Source organism: Streptomyces sp. NPDC048415 (assembly GCF_040651675.1).
Taxonomy (GTDB): Bacteria; Actinomycetota; Actinomycetes; order Streptomycetales; family Streptomycetaceae; genus Streptomyces.
This window is the reverse complement of record NZ_JBEZKJ010000026.1, coordinates 25,030-40,970: the sequence shown is the minus strand read 5'-3', so window position 1 is coordinate 40,970 and position 15,941 is coordinate 25,030. Positions and strand designations below refer to the sequence as shown.

Annotated in this window: 12 protein-coding genes, 1 other RNA gene and 2 pseudogenes; 10 read left to right on the top strand and 5 right to left on the bottom strand. The window is 67.7% G+C overall.

The features are described from left to right. Positions 1 to 7 precede the first annotated feature (7 nt). Positions 8 to 1,552, top strand: coding sequence for a bifunctional RNase H/acid phosphatase (locus AB0D27_RS19240; RefSeq protein WP_362509774.1), 1,545 nt, complete (start codon positions 8 to 10; stop codon positions 1,550 to 1,552). Here AB0D27_RS19240 and AB0D27_RS19235 read toward each other — a convergent pair. Further along, complete coding sequence (locus AB0D27_RS19235; RefSeq protein ID WP_362509772.1) at positions 1,540 to 2,340, bottom strand: helix-turn-helix transcriptional regulator; 801 nt, start codon at positions 2,338 to 2,340, stop codon at positions 1,540 to 1,542. The two genes, AB0D27_RS19240 and AB0D27_RS19235, sit on opposite strands and share 13 nt — an antisense overlap. Before the next feature lie 122 nt (positions 2,341 to 2,462). Here AB0D27_RS19235 and AB0D27_RS19230 point away from each other — a divergent pair, with 122 nt between their 5' ends. Beyond that, positions 2,463 to 3,485, top strand: a complete 1,023-nt coding sequence (locus AB0D27_RS19230; protein WP_362509769.1) for an NAD(P)-dependent alcohol dehydrogenase — start codon at positions 2,463 to 2,465, stop codon at positions 3,483 to 3,485. 170 nt (positions 3,486 to 3,655) lie between these two features. Here the strand turns inward: AB0D27_RS19230 and eda are convergent, their stop codons facing one another. Together eda and yaaA are read right to left on the bottom strand one after the other, a co-directional pair. Further along, entirely contained in the window at positions 3,656 to 4,306 is a 651-nt protein-coding gene (gene eda / locus AB0D27_RS19225; RefSeq protein WP_362509766.1) for a bifunctional 4-hydroxy-2-oxoglutarate aldolase/2-dehydro-3-deoxy-phosphogluconate aldolase, read from the bottom strand. A 161-nt stretch (positions 4,307 to 4,467) separates the two neighbouring features. Then, entirely contained in the window at positions 4,468 to 5,268 is an 801-nt protein-coding gene (gene yaaA / locus AB0D27_RS19220; RefSeq protein ID WP_362509763.1) for a peroxide stress protein YaaA, read from the bottom strand. A gap of 157 nt (positions 5,269 to 5,425) precedes the next feature. On the opposite strand from yaaA, the gene AB0D27_RS19215 reads away from it, so the two are divergent. The 4 genes and pseudogenes from AB0D27_RS19215 to rnpB all read left to right on the top strand — a co-directional run bounded on the left by AB0D27_RS19215 (position 5,426) and on the right by rnpB (position 9,240). Continuing rightward, entirely contained in the window at positions 5,426 to 6,871 is a 1,446-nt protein-coding gene (locus AB0D27_RS19215) for an RNB domain-containing ribonuclease (RefSeq protein WP_362509760.1), read from the top strand. 186 nt (positions 6,872 to 7,057) lie between these two features. Then, entirely contained in the window at positions 7,058 to 7,885 is an 828-nt protein-coding gene (locus AB0D27_RS19210) for an AraC family transcriptional regulator (RefSeq protein WP_362509757.1), read from the top strand. Positions 7,886 to 7,904: 19 nt separating this feature from the next. After that, positions 7,905 to 8,684 (top strand): annotated as a pseudogene (locus tag AB0D27_RS19205) (DMT family transporter); the annotation flags it as partial. A 142-nt stretch (positions 8,685 to 8,826) separates the two neighbouring features. Then, positions 8,827 to 9,240: RNase P RNA component class A (gene rnpB / locus AB0D27_RS19200), an RNA gene on the top strand. A 74-nt stretch (positions 9,241 to 9,314) separates the two neighbouring features. On the opposite strand, the gene AB0D27_RS19195 is transcribed toward rnpB, so the two are convergent. Beyond that, entirely contained in the window at positions 9,315 to 9,815 is a 501-nt protein-coding gene (locus tag AB0D27_RS19195) for an ATP-binding protein (protein ID WP_362509754.1), read from the bottom strand. A 141-nt stretch (positions 9,816 to 9,956) separates the two neighbouring features. On the opposite strand from AB0D27_RS19195, the gene AB0D27_RS19190 reads away from it, so the two are divergent. The 3 genes from AB0D27_RS19190 to AB0D27_RS19180 all read left to right on the top strand — a co-directional run bounded on the left by AB0D27_RS19190 (position 9,957) and on the right by AB0D27_RS19180 (position 12,111). After that, positions 9,957 to 10,814 carry a helix-turn-helix transcriptional regulator gene (locus AB0D27_RS19190; protein WP_362509751.1) on the top strand — a complete coding sequence of 286 codons (858 nt, stop codon included), beginning with the start codon at positions 9,957 to 9,959 and terminating at the stop codon, positions 10,812 to 10,814. Beyond that, positions 10,811 to 11,017, top strand: coding sequence for a DUF397 domain-containing protein (locus tag AB0D27_RS19185; protein ID WP_362509748.1), 207 nt, complete (start codon positions 10,811 to 10,813; stop codon positions 11,015 to 11,017). Before AB0D27_RS19190 ends, AB0D27_RS19185 begins: the two co-directional genes overlap by 4 nt. A gap of 440 nt (positions 11,018 to 11,457) precedes the next feature. After that, entirely contained in the window at positions 11,458 to 12,111 is a 654-nt protein-coding gene (locus AB0D27_RS19180) for a hypothetical protein (protein WP_362509745.1), read from the top strand. A 62-nt stretch (positions 12,112 to 12,173) separates the two neighbouring features. Here AB0D27_RS19180 and AB0D27_RS19175 read toward each other — a convergent pair. After that, positions 12,174 to 12,956: pseudogene (locus tag AB0D27_RS19175) on the bottom strand (site-specific integrase); the annotation flags it as partial. Positions 12,957 to 13,304: 348 nt separating this feature from the next. Here AB0D27_RS19175 and AB0D27_RS19170 point away from each other — a divergent pair. Next, positions 13,305 to 15,938, top strand: coding sequence for an NB-ARC domain-containing protein (locus AB0D27_RS19170; protein ID WP_362509907.1), 2,634 nt, complete (start codon positions 13,305 to 13,307; stop codon positions 15,936 to 15,938). Positions 15,939 to 15,941 lie beyond the last annotated feature (3 nt).

Genomic DNA, 15,941 nt, shown 5'->3' with positions numbered 1-15,941 from the left:
CTGTCGCGTGCGGGAGTTCATCGTCGAGGCCGACGGGGGTTCCCGGGGCAACCCGGGACCCGCGGGCTACGGCTCCGTGGTCATCGACGCGGCCACCGGCCAGACGCTGGCGGAGCGCGCCGGGTACATCGGTATCGCCACCAACAACGTCGCGGAGTACCGGGGCCTGGTGGCCGGGCTGACGGCCGCGCGTGAGCTCGACCCCACCGCGCGCGTCCGGGTCCGCATGGACTCCAAGCTCGTCGTCGAGCAGATGTCCGGCCGCTGGAAGATCAAGCACCCGGACATGAAACCGCTGGCCGCCGAGGCGGCCCGGGTCTTCCCGCCCGCGCAGGTGACCTACGAGTGGATCCCGCGCGAGCACAACAAACACGCCGACCGCCTGGCCAACGAGGCCATGGACGCGGGACGGCGCGGCGAGCAGTGGTCACCGTCGACTTCCACGGCGGAGCTGGACGCGGCGGCAACACGGTCCGCGCTGCCCGAGCCACCGGGCCCGCCGGGCGACGCGACCGCGGGCGCGGCGAAGGCCCGCGCGGCGCTGGCGCCCCGCAAGGGGCGCGGGGCTGTGACATCCGCGGCTCCGCCACCGGCCGGCCGCCTGGCGACTCCCAGCGGCCCCCCGTCACAGGCGGACCCCGGCGGCGAAGCCGCGAAGGCACGGGCGGCGCTGGCGGGTGCGGGCAGCAGCCCGGTGGCCTCTGAAGCGCCGGGCACGGGAGCGCCCCATCCGGGGCGCGGGGCTGTGACATCTGCGGCTCCGCCACCGGCCGGCGGTCTGGCGACTCGCAGCGGCCCCCCGTCACAGACGGACCCCGGTGGCGAAGCCGCGAAGGCCGGAGCCGACGTGCGGGCGGCGGGGAACGTGGCGACGGCGCCGACCGGGGCGCCCGCGCCGACCGTCGGCTGGGGCGCCGCCCCCGACATGGGCGCCCCCGCCACCTTCGTACTGCTGCGGCACGGCGAGACCCCGCTGACCCCCCAGAAGCGGTTCTCCGGCAGCGGCGGCAGCGACCCGTCGCTGTCGGACGTGGGCCGGGAACAGGCCGAACGAGTCGCCGCCGCGCTCGCCGCACGCGGCACCATCGAGGCCATCGTGTCGTCGCCGCTCGCCCGGACCCGGCAGACCGCGGGAGCCGTCGCCGCCCGCCTCGGGCTCGACGTGGTCATCGAGGACGGACTGCGCGAGACGGACTTCGGCGCCTGGGAGGGGCTGACATTCGGCGAGGTGCGGGAGCGTTACCCCGACGATCTGAACGCCTGGCTCGCCTCACCGAAGGCGGAACCGACCGGCGGCGGCGAGAGCTTCGCGGCGACCGCCCGCCGCCTGGCGACCACGCGCGACAAGCTCATCGCCTCGTACGCGGGCCGCACCGTTCTCCTCGTCACCCACGTCACCCCGATCAAGACCCTCGTACGCCTGGCCATCGGCGCTCCGCCGGAGTCCCTGTTCCGCATGGAGCTGTCGGCGGCCTCGCTCTCGGCGGTGGCGTACTACGCGGACGGCAACGCGAGCGTACGGCTGTTCAACGACACCTCTCACCTGCGCTGAGCGGCGCGGCCGCGCAGGATCTCGGCGGTCTCCCGGTCCGCCGGGAGGAAAGCCTCCAGGTGGAGCTCGGCGAGCGTGACGTCCACCGCCGTCGCGAACGACGTCAGCGTGGTGAGCAGCCTCAACTCGCCCTCGGGGCAGCGCAGTCGCAGTGGTACGGCGAAGCCGAGGTAGTCCGCGCCGGGCTCGCTCGCCGGTACATACCCCGCCAACTCCTCGGCCAGCGCGTCGAGGTGCGGATCGGGGCTGCGTACGGCCCGGGCGCGCAGGTTCTCCACGATGTGCTGCCCCCACGCGTCCAGGTTCACCACCCGTGACCCCATCCCGCGCGGATGCAGCGCCAGCCGCAGCACATTGACGGGCGGTGCGAGGAGCGACGCGTCCGCGCCCTCGGTGAGCACGTCGAACGCCGCGTTCGCCGCGACGAGTTCACCCCGCGGCCCCGCGACGACCGCCGGATACGGCAGATGCCCTTCGAGGACGCTGTCCAGCGCCTCCCGTACGGGTCTCAGCGCGACCGCGTCGAGCGGCGACTCGGCGAACGCGGGCGCGTAACCGGCCGCCAGGAGCAGTGTGTTGCGCTCCCGCAGTGTCAGGCCCAGCGATTCGGCGAGCCTGACCACGATCTCCCTGCCGGGCACCGAGCGCCCACGCTCGATGAAGCTGACGTACCGCTGCGTCGTCCCCGCCCGTGAGGCGAGCTCCAGCTGACTGACCCGGCGCGTGGTGCGCCAGCGCAACAGCTCCCGGGCGAAGGCGGGAGGCTCGGTGGAGATGCTGGCCGTCATGGGATCAGTTGTACGTCATGGGTACGACGTCGCCGTCATACCCGGCCGGGAATTGAGCGCCGTACCCCGCCCGAGCAGCATGGACGCATCCACGGACCCCCATTGGACCCCAGGGAGCGGACATGCGCGCGTACCACCTCGAAATGCTCGGCCGTATCGACGGCATCGTCCCGCGTGAGTCGGCCCGCCCCGAGCCCGGGCCCCGCGAGATCCTCGTCCACGTCCGCGCCGTCTCCCTCAACAAGCGCGATCTCCTGCTCCTGAACGGGACGTACCCGCTGAAGGCAGTGCCGGACGTGATTCCGGTGAGCGACGGAGCGGGTGAGGTCGTCGCGGTGGGAGCGGAGGTGACCCGGTTCGCGGTCGGCGACCGGGTGGCGAGCACGTACTTCCCGAACTGGCTCGACGGACGGATCACCCCGGCCCTCTTCGACCAGCCGGGCGCCACCCTGAACGGCATGCTCACCGAGTACGCCCGTCTCGACCAGGAGGCCGCCGTACGCGTCCCCGACCACCTGACCTGGGAGGAGGGCGCCTGCCTGCCCTGCGCCGGGGTCACCGCCTGGCACTCCCTCACCGGCGGCGAGCGCCTCGCCCCCGGCCAGAGCGTGCTTACTCTCGGCACCGGCGCGCTGTCCCTCTTCGTGGTGCAGTTCGCCAAGATGCTGGGCGCCGAGGTCATCGCGACGACGTCGAGCGCCGTCAAGGCCGACCGCCTCAAGGCGCTCGGCGCCGACCACGTTGTCAACTACGCCGAGAACCCTGAATGGGGGCTCGAGGTACGGGAGTTGACGGGCGGTCGGGGCGCCGACCTGGTCGTCGAGACCAACGGCCCCGACACCATCGAGCAGTCGATGCGCGCCGCCGCGCTCTACGGCCAGATCGTGCTCCTCATCACCGGCAACCCGCGCAGGCCCGGTATCGAGATCTCCAACGCGGCGTACGCGGCGAGCCTGGCGACCATCCGCCGGGTGTTCGTCGGCAGCCGGGCCCACTTCGAGTCGATGAACAGGGCGTTGACGCTGCACGGAACGCGCCCCGTCGTCGACCGGGTCTTCGGCTTCGGCAGCGACGAGGTGCGCGAGGCGTTCTCGTACTACGAGAGCGGGGTCGCCTTCGGCAAGGTCGTGATCCGCGTGTCCTGAGTCCTCAGATCGTCACCCGGGTGTCTTGAGCCAAGGTGTCACCCGGGTGTCCTGGGCCAAGGTGATCAACCGAGTGTCCTGGGCCAAGGTGATCACCGGGTGTCCTGGGCCAAGGTGATCACCGGGTGTCCTGGGCCAAGGCCGTCACCCGGGGTCCTGAGCCAAGGCCGTCACCCGCGTGTCCTGAGCGCGGCGGCCTCGCGGGCGAGGGCTTCGATCCGCCCCCAGTCCCGCGCCGCGACCGCGTCCTCGGGGAGCATCCAACTCCCGCCCACACAGCCGACGTTGGGCAGAGCCAGATACTCCGGAGCGGAGGCGGGGCCGATGCCGCCCGTCGGGCAGAACCGCGCCTGGGGGAGCGGGCCCGCCAGTGACTTGAGATACGCCGTACCGCCCGCCGCCTGAGCCGGGAAGAACTTCATCTCGCGTACGCCGCGCTCCAGCAGCGCCACCACCTCCGACGTGGTGGACACCCCCGGCAGATACGGCACCCCGGACGCCTCCATGGCTCCGAGCAGTACGTCCGTCCAGCCGGGGCTGACCAGGAAGCGGGCGCCCGCCGCCGCCGAGTCCGCCACCTGCTGCGGCGTAAGAACCGTGCCCGCGCCGACCACCGCGTCCGGCACCTCCGCAGCGATCGCTCGGATCGCGGCCATCGCGGCCGGCGTCCGCAGTGTCACCTCGATCGCCGGCAGCCCACCCGCGACCAGCGCCCGCGCGAGCGGCACGGCATCGGCGGCGTCCGTGACCACGACCACGGGCACGACGGGTGCGAGATCCAGTACGGAGGCAGGCGAAGACGGGGGCAGTGGCGAGGTCATGTCCCTCATCCTGCCCGGGGTGAGCAACATGCGCAAAGGTCATTGCACATGTTGCAACATACGGCTGAGGGGTGCTCAGCGGATGACATGCGGCGAAGGGCGCTCAGCGGATGACGTGCGGCGGAACGGTGCTCAGCGGATGACGTACGGCGGAAGGCCGCTCAGTGGATCTCCGTCACCACCACGTCAAGCGCCCAAGGCCTGCCCGCCTTGACCGGCGCCACCGCCTCCACCACGTATCCGAGGTCCCGCAGCGCCTCCACCAGCTCCGCCGGGTTCCTCGGTGCCGCGCCGGCGGTGAGCAGACTGCGGACGATCTTGCCCTTGGTGGCCTTGTTGAAGTGGCTGACGACGGACCGCTTCTCGACCCCGTTCACCATCTGCGCGTGCAGCACCCGCACGGTCGCCGTCCGCCCGGCGACCTCGCCCTTGGGCTTCCAGGCCGCCGCGTACGCCGAGGACCGCAGGTCCAGTACGAGTCCGTCGCCTGCCGCCTCGGGAAGCGCGGTGGCCATCGGCGTACGCCAGTACGCGCCCAGCGCCCCGAGCGCGGGCAGCTTCACACCCATCGAGCAGCGGTACGAGGGGATCCGGTCGCTCACCCGGACCGCGCCCCACAGGCCCGAGAACACCAGCAGCGAGCGGCCCGCGCGCCGCTTGGCCACGCTGTCCAGCGAGGCCAGGTCGAGCGCGTCGTACAGGACACCCGTGTAGATCTCCCCGGCCGGCCGCGCGCCCGCCGTCCGCAGCCCCGTGTTCTTGGCGACCTCGCCGCGCAGGCCCTCGCTCAGTCCGAGCACCTCGCGCGCCTTCTCCTCGTCGCCCACGCACAGCTCGACCAGCTCGTCGAGGACCGCCCGCCGCGCCTCGGTGAGGCCCGGCAGGGACAGCGACTCCAGCTTCAGCGCGGTTCCCCGGCCGGAGGGGGCCTTTCCCTCGGAGGGCGGCAGCAGCACGAGCACGGTTGTTTCTCCTCACGGTGGACTTGGCCCGGCGCCAGCCTAAGGGGTGCCGTCGGGCCGCTCCCGCCCCCGGGGGCTCCGCCCCCGCACCCCCGTATCGGCCTAACGGCCTCCTCCTCACACGCCGGACGGGCCGGATTGTGCCTACGCTCGCTGTATGCCTCGCCGCCCCATACGTGTCACCGGCGCAGCCGAGGCCCCCTTGCGGGCCGCGCTGCGCGCACTGCGTACCGAGCTCGATGTGCCCGAGAGCTTCCCGCCCGAGGTGCTGGAGGAGGCCGGGCGGCCACCCCGACTCCCCTCGTACGACGCGACGGACATCCCCCTGTTCACCATCGACCCGCCGACGTCCACCGACCTCGACCAGGCGATGCACCTGTCCCGGCGCCCCGGCGGCTACCGCGTCCGGTACGCCATCGCCGACGTCGCCGCCTTCGTCACCCCCGGCGGTGCCCTGGACGCCGAGGCGCACCGGCGCGTGATGACCCTCTACTTCCCCGACGAGAAGGTCCCGCTGCACCCGACGCGGCTTTCCGAGGGCGTGGCCAGCCTGCTCCCGGACCAGACCTGCCCGGCCGTGCTGTGGACGATCGACCTCGACGCGGACGGCCGTACGCAGTCGGCCGACGTCCGCCGCGCCCTCGTCCGCAGCCGGGCCAAGCTGGACTACGCGCACGTTCAGGAGCGGATCGACGCGGGGACGGCGGAGGAAGCGGTCGCCCTGCTCAAGGACATCGGGGTGCTGCGCGAGCGCCTGGAGGTGGAACGCGGCGGCATCTCACTCAACGTGCCCGAGCAGGAGATCGTCGAGAAGGACGGGACGTACGAACCGGCGTACCGCGCCCCGCTGCCCGCCGACGGCTGGAACGCGCAGATCTCCCTGCTCACCGGAATGACGGCGGCCGCGCTGATGCTCGCGCACGGCACGGGGGTGCTGCGCACGCTGCCCGCCGCCCCCGACGGCGCGGTCGGCCGGCTGCGCCGTACGGCCACGGCCCTGCGCATCGACTGGCCGCACCATGTCTCGTACGCGCAGCTCATCCGCACCCTCGACCCGCACCGGCCGGACCACGCGGCCTTCCTCCAGGAGTGCACGACGCTGCTGCGCGGCGCGGGCTACACGGTGTTCCGGGACGGGGTCCTGCCGGAGGTCACCTCCCATGCCGCCGTCGCCGCGCCCTACGCCCACTGCACGGCCCCCCTGCGCCGCCTCGCCGACCGCTACGCCTCGGAGATCTGCCTCGCCGCCGCCACCGGCCAATCACCTCCGGAATGGGTGCTCGCGGCCCTCGACGACCTCCCCAAGGAGATGGCGGAGGGCACCCGGCGCGCGGGCACGGTCGAGCGCGAGTGCGTCGACATCGTGGAGGCCGTGCTGCTCAAGGACCGGGTGGGCGACCTCTTCGAGGGCTGCGTGGTGGACGTACACGAGCATGAACCCACCGTCGGAACCGTGCAGTTGGAGTTCCCGGCGGTCGTCGCCCGCATCGAGGGCGGGACGACGAACCTCCCCCTGGGCGAGCGACTCCGCGTCCGCCTCACCCAGGCCGACCCGGGCACGGCGAAGGTCCGCTTCAGGCCTGTCAGCCCGTCCGGCGCTTGAGATCTTTCAGTCCGCTTTCAGCCCGTCCGGCGCTTGAGGACGAGCGCGAAGCGCGATACGGGGGGTCTGGGGGGCGGAGCCCCCCCAGATACGGGACGGGTAGGGGCGGAGGGGGCGAAAACTCTCGGCATGGAATCGGAGGACGCACGCGTTGCACCCCTGAGAGCAGCACACGGGGAGGCGACAGTGACCGTACGCGAAGAGGCCCGCTGGACCCGGGCCGCCCTCGGCCGTGACGGCCGGCCCCTCGACCTGCTGACCGCCCGCTTCGACCGGCACCGCTACGCACCGCACGCCCACGACGAGTTCACCATCGGCGTCTGCGTCGGCGGCTCCGAGATCATCGACTACCGCGGCGGCCGCATCCACACCGGTCCGGGCTCCATCGTCGTGCTGGCCCCCGGCGAGATGCACACCGGCGGCCCGGCCGCCTGCGACGGCTACGCCTACCAGGCCCTGTACGCGGAGCCCACCCTCCTCACTGAAGGCACCCTCGGCGGCCTCCCGCACTTCCGCGAACCCCTCCTCGACGACCCCGAGTTGGCCGCCGCTCTGCGCGCCGCGCACACCGAACTGAGCGCGTGCCCCGACCCGTTGGAGGCCGAGTCCCGCGTCCCGTGGCTGCTCACGGCGCTGGCTCGCCGCCACTCCACGTCCCGCCCGGCCTGCGACACGGTCCCGGGAGCCGCCCCCATAGCCCTCGCCGTACGCGACCGCCTCGCCGACGAACTCCAGGCACCCCCCTCCCTCGCCTGCCTCGCCGCCGACCTGGGCCTGTCCCGCTACCAGCTCCTACGAGCCTTCCGTACGACGATGGGGATACCGCCCTATGCCTGGCTGGCCCAGTACCGGGTGAACCGGGCCCGCGGGCTGCTGGAGTCCGGGCTGCGCCCCGCCGAGGTCGCGGGGCTCGTCGGCTTCGCGGACCAGGCGCACCTCACCCGGTGGTTCCGCCGGGTGGTGGGCGTGACCCCGGCGGCGTACCGCAACAGCGTTCAAGACGGTGGGCGCTGACCCGGCCGACACTGCCCGTATGACTGCACGCGGCTGGTTCCTGTTCTCCCTGATGGGAGTGGTCTGGGGCATCCCCTATCTGATGATCAAGGTGGCGGTGGACGGTGTGTCCCCGTCCGTGGTGGTGTTCACGCGCTGCGCGGTGGGCGCCGTGCTCCTGCTTCCCTTCGCCCTCGCGCAAGGCGGCCTGATCCGGACCGTACGGGCCCATTGGCGCCCGATGCTGGCCTTCGCGTGCATCGAGGTCGTGGCCCCGTGGTGGACCCTGACGGACGCCGAGCGCCACCTGTCCAGCTCCACCGCGGGCCTGCTGATCGCGGGCGTGCCGATCGTCGGCGTGGCCGCGGCCCGCCTCCTCGGCGACACCGAACGGCTCGGCGCCCGCCGCGTCACCGGCCTGGCCCTGGGCCTGTCCGGCGTGGCGGTCCTCACCATCCCGCGGCTGACCGGCGGAGACGCCCGCTCGCTCGCCGAGGTCCTGCTGACGGTCGTCGGCTACGCGACGGCGCCCGTGATAGCCGCCCGCCACCTGAAGGACGTACCGTCCCTCCAGCTCACGGCCCCCTGCCTGACCCTGGCGGCGCTGGTCTACGCCCCCGCGGCCGTCATGACCCGGCCCTCCGCGATCCCCTCCCCCCAGGTCCTGTCGGCCCTGGCCGGCCTGGGCGTGGTGTGCACGGCGATCGCCTTCGTGGCCTTCCTGGAGCTGATCAAGGAGGCGGGCCCGACGAGGGCGACGGTGATCACGTACGTCAACCCGGCCGTCGCGGTCGCGGCGGGCGCCGCCTTCCTGGACGAAAGCCTGACTCCCGGCATCCTCGCCGCCTTCGCCCTGATCCTGGCAGGCTCGGTCCTGGCGACCGCGACCGCGACCGCGACCGCGACGGCGACGGCGGGACCGGGGCGAGCCGCACGCCCGGTATCATGGTCGATACGGCAGACGAGCCGGGCGGACGGCCGCGTGGAGGTTCTTGTGGACCTCCCCGAGGAACGTCCGGGCTCCACAGGGCAGGGTGGTGGCTAACGGCCACCCGGGGTAACCCGCGGGACAGTGCCACAGAAAGCAAACCGCCGAGAGCTCCGGCTCTCGGTAAGGGTGAAACGGTGGTGTAAGAGACCACCAGCGCCTGAGGCGACTCAGGCGGCTAGGTAAACCCCACCCGGAGCAAGGTCAAGAGGGGCCGCCCTTTCGAAAGAAGGGGCGACCCTGCGCGGACGTTCGAGGGCTGCCCGCCCGAGTCCGCGGGTAGACCGCACGAGGCCGACGGCAACGTCGGCCCTAGATGGATGGCCGTCTCCCCGGCCGCCGCGAGGCGACCGGGCGACAGAACCCGGCGTATAGCCCGACTCGTCTGCCATCCGGGCTCTGACCTGGTCTTATGACCTGGTCGGGGCCCTTTCTGTGAAGCCGGACGCTCCTCCTCCGTCATCAGTCTGCCGCCTCGGGTGCAGGTGCCGGGACAGTCCCGGTTGCCGGCTGATCGGCGCATGCGAAAGCGGCGGTCACAGGGCAGGTGAGATCGATCTCCGCCCACACGACCTTTCCGGACGGCGGCCATGGCTCACTGCCCCACCGGGCAGCCAGCGCTTCGACGAGGAGCAGCCCGCGGCCCGTTTCGTCGCTGGAACTCGCGGTACGACGCACCAGGGGCCGCCGATCGCCTCGTGGGTCGGCGACTTCAATACGGAGCGTGTCGGAGGCCCCGACAGTGAGCGTGAGCCGGAACCCGCGCCCTTGCACGCGCCCGTGCGCGACCGCGTTCGCCGCCAGCTCACCGACGACCACCCCTGCGCACTCGCTCACCGTGCAGCTGGGCGGCCAGCCCCACTCACCGATCTGCTGCACGGCCAGCAGCCGGGCAAGCCGTGCGCCGCGAGGCGTGGCGCTGAGGAGCTGACTGAACTGCCGGGTGGAGATTTCTGACTTCATGTCACTGAGCGTGGCCGCCTCGCTCTACCCTGACCAGGGAATCCTTCGGTACGCAGGGTGTGTGTACCGGTACGGACGGTGTCCTGTACGGGGTGTCGGCCGTGACGTGGTGGCGGTGAAAGACGGCAGGGCGGTGCTGGGATGACGGTGACGGAGCCGCAGGAGGCTTACGACGAAGGCGAGCAGGCCACCGACTTGAGCCGGGCAATCGGCAAGCAGGTCAAGCTACTTCGGGAGCGGGCCGACCTCACGCAGAAGGAGCTGGGGGAGCGGCTCGGATACAGCGAGGACCTGATCTCCTCGCTGGAGCGGGGAAGACGGACTCCGCAGAGGGAGTTCCTGGAGGCGGCGGATGAACTACTCAGCGCCAGTGGGCTGTTGAAGGCCACGATCGAGGACGTGGAAAAGGCCAAGGCGAAGGCGCGGGTTCGGCATCCGGCTTGGTTTCGAGACTATGCACGGTTGGAAGACAGTGCGGTTGAGATCAACTTCTTTAGCATGGTCACAATGCCGGGGCTGTTGCAGACGGAGGAGTACACCCGTGCCACGTTCACTGTGCGGCAGCCACTGTGGGCCGAGGAGACGATCGAACAGCGGGTGACTGCGAGGCTGGCCCGCCAGGAGATTCTGACCCGTTGGCCTCCGCCGATGGTCACGGCGGTCATCGATGAAGCCGTGCTACGGCGCGAGATCGTCGGAAGGAAGGTCCAGGAGGACCAGTTGCGGCACCTGCTCAGCCTGGCCCGACTACGCAACATCGCCCTTCAGGTACTGCCCTTGGCATGCGACGAGAACCCTGGTGTGGATGGTCCCTTCGTCCTCCTGACTCCCAAAGGGAAGCCGCAGGTCGCGTACCTGGAGGTGCAGGGCGCCAGCCACTTGATCGCGGATCCGGAGGAGGTGCGTATCCTGGCCGCGCGCTATAGCAGCATTCGCGGGCAGGCTCTTACTCCACGCGAGTCCCTTGCCCTGATCAACGACCAGTTGGGAGAGCGATGAGCACCGAGGTAGCCGCGAAGTCCGCCTCCGAACTTGCCTGGTTCAAGAGCACTTACAGCGGTGGTGAAGGTGGCGAATGCATCGAGGTCGCCGCTGCACCCGGCACTGTCCATGTCCGAGACTCGAAGGCTTCCGCCCGTGCCCAACTCACCTTCCGGAGCTCGGAGTGGGCCGCCTTCGTGGACTTCGCTGCAGGGCTATGACGCACAACGAAGGGTTACGAACGAGCAGTCGCAGCCCCTCCGTAACTGACAGGTCAGCCGAGGGTGAACAGTTGGGCGCACCATAACTGTCCGCCGCGCGGCACGGGACGCGGTCACGGCCTCCGGAGCCGTGTGCGCAGGTTCGAATCCTGCCGGGGGCACCCCTTATGAGGTGTCCAAAGACCCCGTCACCAGCGGAAACGCTGAGGCCGGGGTCTTCGCGTATGTGCAGACGTGTGCCGCTCGGAGCGGGCGTATGTCGGGGGCTGTGGACGAGGCGTGGACGGGATCTTGGGGCATCGCCGCAGGTGGCGCGTCACCTACACGCCATGCAGCCGCCCTCCCCGCTATCTTCGTCCCGATGTCGGACGGTGCTCGGGTGGGGAGCCCAAGCCTTGATGCGCCTGTCACGCCGTCTTAGGCCGTCCGCAGGCAGATGAATGGACGAGTTGGGGGATCTCGTGGACGTGACCACGCTTGCCGTCGCACTCATCGGAGTTGTGGGGACACTGGGCGGAACTCTCGGTGGGGCAGTGCTCAGCCAGCGCGTCACCCGCGAGCAGAACCAGCGGGCCGATCGTGAACGGGCAGAAGACCGCCACGACCGAGCGCAGCAGGCCCGACGGGATCTCTATGCACGATTGAACACCACGGCTCGCGCCTACCGCGTCGCTGCCCGAGACGCAGTCCGAGCGGCCGAGCGCGGTCAGGCCGCGGAACCCGCAACCCTTGACGCTGCCAAGGACGCTTGGTTGGAGAACTACTCGGTGGCACAGATGGCTCTACCGAAAGACGTCCATGAGATCGCCTCGGCCCTCAACCGGGCGCTCGGAGTCGGGTACACCGTCGTAAAGCAGTTGCCGACCAGTCCCGATCTCGTAGGGGCGTACACCCGTGCCGGAACTTGGTTCAGCGGTCCACTGTCCGACGGCGTGTACCTCCTGCGGGTCACTCTGCGTCAGGACCTCGGCGTCGAAGTCCAGCCCGATTTCGCGCAAAATAGCTCTCGGATGCTTGCTGAGCTCAATAGCGAGCGAAGGAGCCTTAGACGTCTGCTCGCCTCGGAGCAAGCCCAGGCCACTCGCTCAGCTTGACGGCCCAGGCAAACGACGCCCCCCCGGCACGCTGCCGAGGGCGTCGATGCGGTTGCTGTGACTCACTCGTACTCGCGAAGCAGATCTTCAATTCGCCGGTTGGCGACGTCCTGCCGCCCGTCGAGGCACTTCGCGTAGCGGGTTAGCAGGACCTCAACGCTGTTGCCGGCGCGCTCGGCGACCTCGGTGGGGTCGACGCCAGCGTTGAGCCACGTCGACAGCGCCGAGTGCCGTAGGTCGTATGGGCGACTTGCGAGCGGCGAGGCCGCGGCGGCTGGCGGGAGAGCCAGGAGCCGAGCCTCCTGCCAGACCCGGTAGTAGGTGGAGGACGGGACGACCGAGCCCTTCTCGCTGAAGAAAGGCCGCCCGTCGTCTGCCGTGCCGAAGGTGGCCAGGTGCTCGCGGAACACGGCTACGAGGTGAGGCGGGATCGGCACCCGCCTGACGTCCTCGGTCGGTCGGTTCTTGAGCCCGCGGTCGTCGTGGGTCTCCCCCGAGTCGGTCCACTGCTTGCCGACCGACGGACGAGTCCGATGGAGCAATGCCGATCCCCAGCCCTGCTCGGGAAGGCCTAGATCCATCTCAGCGAGGCCGACCGCCTCAGCCGGCCGGAGCCCGCCGAAGTACATGGCAGCGAACAAACCCACGAGGCGCCGGCCACGAGCACGCCGATAACCGCCCACGTAGGAAACGGCCGCCAGGAGATTGCAAGCCTGCTCCGGGTTGGCGACCACCCGTGGATCGACCTGGTTGGACACCTTCGGCTTCTGCCAGCGGACGGCCGTGATCGGGTTCTCCCGCAGCTCCCCTAGGTCGACCGCGTAATTGGCAGCGTTGACGAGCGTCAACCGGGAGCTGGGGTGAGTGGTGAGTGAAGGAGGTAGGTCTACAGACCGTCCAACGCGCGGGAATCTCAAGGGGCCACGATCATCCCCCCAAGCCGCTACGCCAACCGCTGTCAGTGGCTGCCAGTAGCCTGAAAGGCTCGCAGCTATCCCCACATCTAGTGGTGGGATGACCTGACGCGCCCACAAGTTGTGGTCCCCGTACCCCATTTGAGCCACAAGAGGCGCTATTCTTCTCGACAGCGCGAACGACCCCAGTTCAGGTCACAAGCCTGCTGGTGCGGTAGGTCGTTTGGGCGGGTTCTCAATACTTTGACCGGGTTTCTTCACGTTGGGGGGCGCGTGACGATGTTCGACTCCAAAATTCTCGACCGCATGTGGCAACGCGTTGAGCAGAGCAAGCTCGATTCAGATATCGCTTACTTCCATGATCTCATGCTGCTAGGCGAACTTGCGGTAAAGCTGATGACCGTGGCCACATTGGCATGCGTTGAGAGCGATCGCGATCGACAGCGCTACAAAATTGAATACCAGCTATCTCGCGCAGACGGAATTGGCGAGTGGAGTCGCGCTTTCAGTGAGGTTCTCGTTGGACCGGCTAGCGCTTTCATTGCCACTGAGGCGCGCCCATTCGTGCGCGAGTTCACGGAAAACTTTTCCCAAGGATCAGATTCATGGCAACGTACCGCAATTGACGCCCTAAGCGCTGCAGCGAAGTCCATCGATGACACCCTAGAGGAAGCGCCACGGAAATCCAACATTCAATGGTGGACCACCGCGTTTGCCGCACTGCGCAATAGGACGCGGGGGCATGGCGCAATCACCGGAGTTAAGTGCTCTGCAGCTGCACCGTCACTAGAAAAGTCGATAACAGCACTTCTGATTGGCTGCTCAATATTTTCTACACCATGGATCTATCTCCATCGGAACATTTCTGGAAAATATCGGGTCTCCTTGATCGCCGGAAACATTGAGAGATATTCATACCTTAAAAACGAAAGGGATCACGCGTACCAGGATGGTGTCTACATTGGAATAGCTGATCGTCTACTGGCCGTTCCACTAATGTCGAGCGACGTGGACGTCCAAGATGTATTTGTTGCCAACGGTGGGTATAAGTCGAAATCTGCCCAGGTTCCCACTTCAAGCTATGAATTGCTCTCCTACATTTCGGACACTCGGCATCGGAAAAACGCCGAAGCCTACCAGACGCCACCTGAGTCACTTCCCCCCAGCGAGACCGAGGGGAAGCTGAACCTCGATGTCGACGGCAACTCATTTGCCAATATTCCCCCAGGCCTGCCGGATTACATCAGACGACCTGACATAGAAAATGAAGTAATCGACCTCCTCAAAGAGGCTGACCGCTACCCAATTATTACTCTAGTCGGACGAGGCGGGATCGGTAAAACTTCGCTCGCACTCGAGGTTCTTCATAAGTTGGCCGATTCCGGCGACTACTTCGCCATCCTTTGGTTTAGTTCCCGCGATATTGACCTGCTATCTACGGGGCCCAAGCCGGTCCGCCCTGCGGTCCTCTCTAAAGAAGATATTGCTAAGCAGTTTGCCGCGTTGATGCATCCCAGCTCATCCAAGGAGAAGGGGTTCAAAGCGACTGAGTATCTCGCTAGCAGCCTCTCTGATCGCGATCCAAATCGACGTCTTTTGCTAGTATTCGACAACTTCGAGACGGCTGCGCATCCAATCGAGCTTTACCAGTTCATCGATTCCTATGTGCGGTGCCCCAACAAGGTTCTCATAACCACGCGTATGCGAGATTTTAAAGCGGACTTCCCGGTGGAGATCCGCGGACTCAAACGCGACGAATTTGAAGACCTCGTGGTGAACACCGCTCGGAAATTGAGAATAGAAGGCCTGCTAAATCACGCCTACATTGATTCACTTTACGACGAGACAGATGGGCATCCATACTTTGCCAAAATACTCCTAGGTGACGCCCAGCGAGAAGGTAAGGCCGTACCCGTTAAGCATCTTTTTCTAAATAAGGAGGATTCACTCAGGGCTCTGTTTGAACGATCTTACGGGCTCTTGACCCCGGCGGCGCAGCGCGTCTTTCTGACCCTCAGCAACTGGCGCTCGCTTGTTCCACGTATGGCCCTCGAAGCAGCGCTACTCAGGCCGCAGAATGACACAATCGATGTGAGCGATGCGCTGAGCCAGCTTGAACGCTACTCGATGATTGAAGTTGTCACGGACCAACAAGGTGGAGAATTTCTTCGCACGCCTGTCACGGCCAGCGTCTTTGGTCAGAGCAAGCTTAAGCTCAGCCCCTTTAGAGCTGCAGTCCTCGCGGATACAGCCCTCATTCAGCAATTCGGCCCAATGCAAGTCATCGATGTTGCCCGTGGCATGGCTCCTCGTGTCGAGCGAATGATTAGGGTTATCGATGCGCTCCGCTTGCGCGGCGAAAACTATGAGACTCAGATGCGGGCACTGGAGTACGTTGCTGACCAGTATCCTGGCGCTTGGTTGCGAATTGCAGAGTTCTACATGGAGAGCTCGAAGGAAGAAGACTGGGTAAATGCCCGAACATCAATTGAACGGTTCCTAGAAAAGGACAGCGAAAGCGTTAGGGCTCTTCGAAAGTTGATCGGGATTAATCGGCGATTGTCGGATGTTACCGGCGAATTGAATGCGCGCACTCTCTTGGCCGAGATTCCCGGGGTTGAGTATTCGGAGATCGCTAACGCGGCTAGCTGCTTTGCTCACGCGCAAAGCAATCAACTGATTCAGATGGACCCTGATGCCCGACATCTCGCCATTATGAACCTCATCAGCTTGATGGAGGACCGAATTGACGAGGCTACCCCCTCTGAACTTGGATTCCTTGCATGGCTTTTCATTTATGCGAAGGATGCGACGCGAGCGAGCGAAATCGTGAGGAAGGGATTGGATCGCGACCCGTCGAACCCTCACCTCGTCAAGCTGAGTCGCACCCTGAAGGATCAGGGAGAGGTTTAGGTC

Coding starts and splice junctions, on each gene's coding strand:
- AB0D27_RS19235 (WP_362509772.1), bottom strand. CDS start 2,340: ATGACGGCCAGCATCTCCACCGAGCCTCCCGCCTTCGCCCGGGAGCTG.
- AB0D27_RS19230 (WP_362509769.1), top strand. CDS start 2,463: ATGCGCGCGTACCACCTCGAAATGCTCGGCCGTATCGACGGCATCGTC.
- eda (WP_362509766.1), bottom strand. CDS start 4,306: ATGACCTCGCCACTGCCCCCGTCTTCGCCTGCCTCCGTACTGGATCTC.
- AB0D27_RS19215 (WP_362509760.1), top strand. CDS start 5,426: ATGCCTCGCCGCCCCATACGTGTCACCGGCGCAGCCGAGGCCCCCTTG.
- AB0D27_RS19195 (WP_362509754.1), bottom strand. CDS start 9,815: ATGAAGTCAGAAATCTCCACCCGGCAGTTCAGTCAGCTCCTCAGCGCC.
- AB0D27_RS19190 (WP_362509751.1), top strand. CDS start 9,957: ATGACGGTGACGGAGCCGCAGGAGGCTTACGACGAAGGCGAGCAGGCC.
- AB0D27_RS19185 (WP_362509748.1), top strand. CDS start 10,811: ATGAGCACCGAGGTAGCCGCGAAGTCCGCCTCCGAACTTGCCTGGTTC.
- AB0D27_RS19180 (WP_362509745.1), top strand. CDS start 11,458: ATGGACGAGTTGGGGGATCTCGTGGACGTGACCACGCTTGCCGTCGCA.
- AB0D27_RS19170 (WP_362509907.1), top strand. CDS start 13,305: ATGTTCGACTCCAAAATTCTCGACCGCATGTGGCAACGCGTTGAGCAG.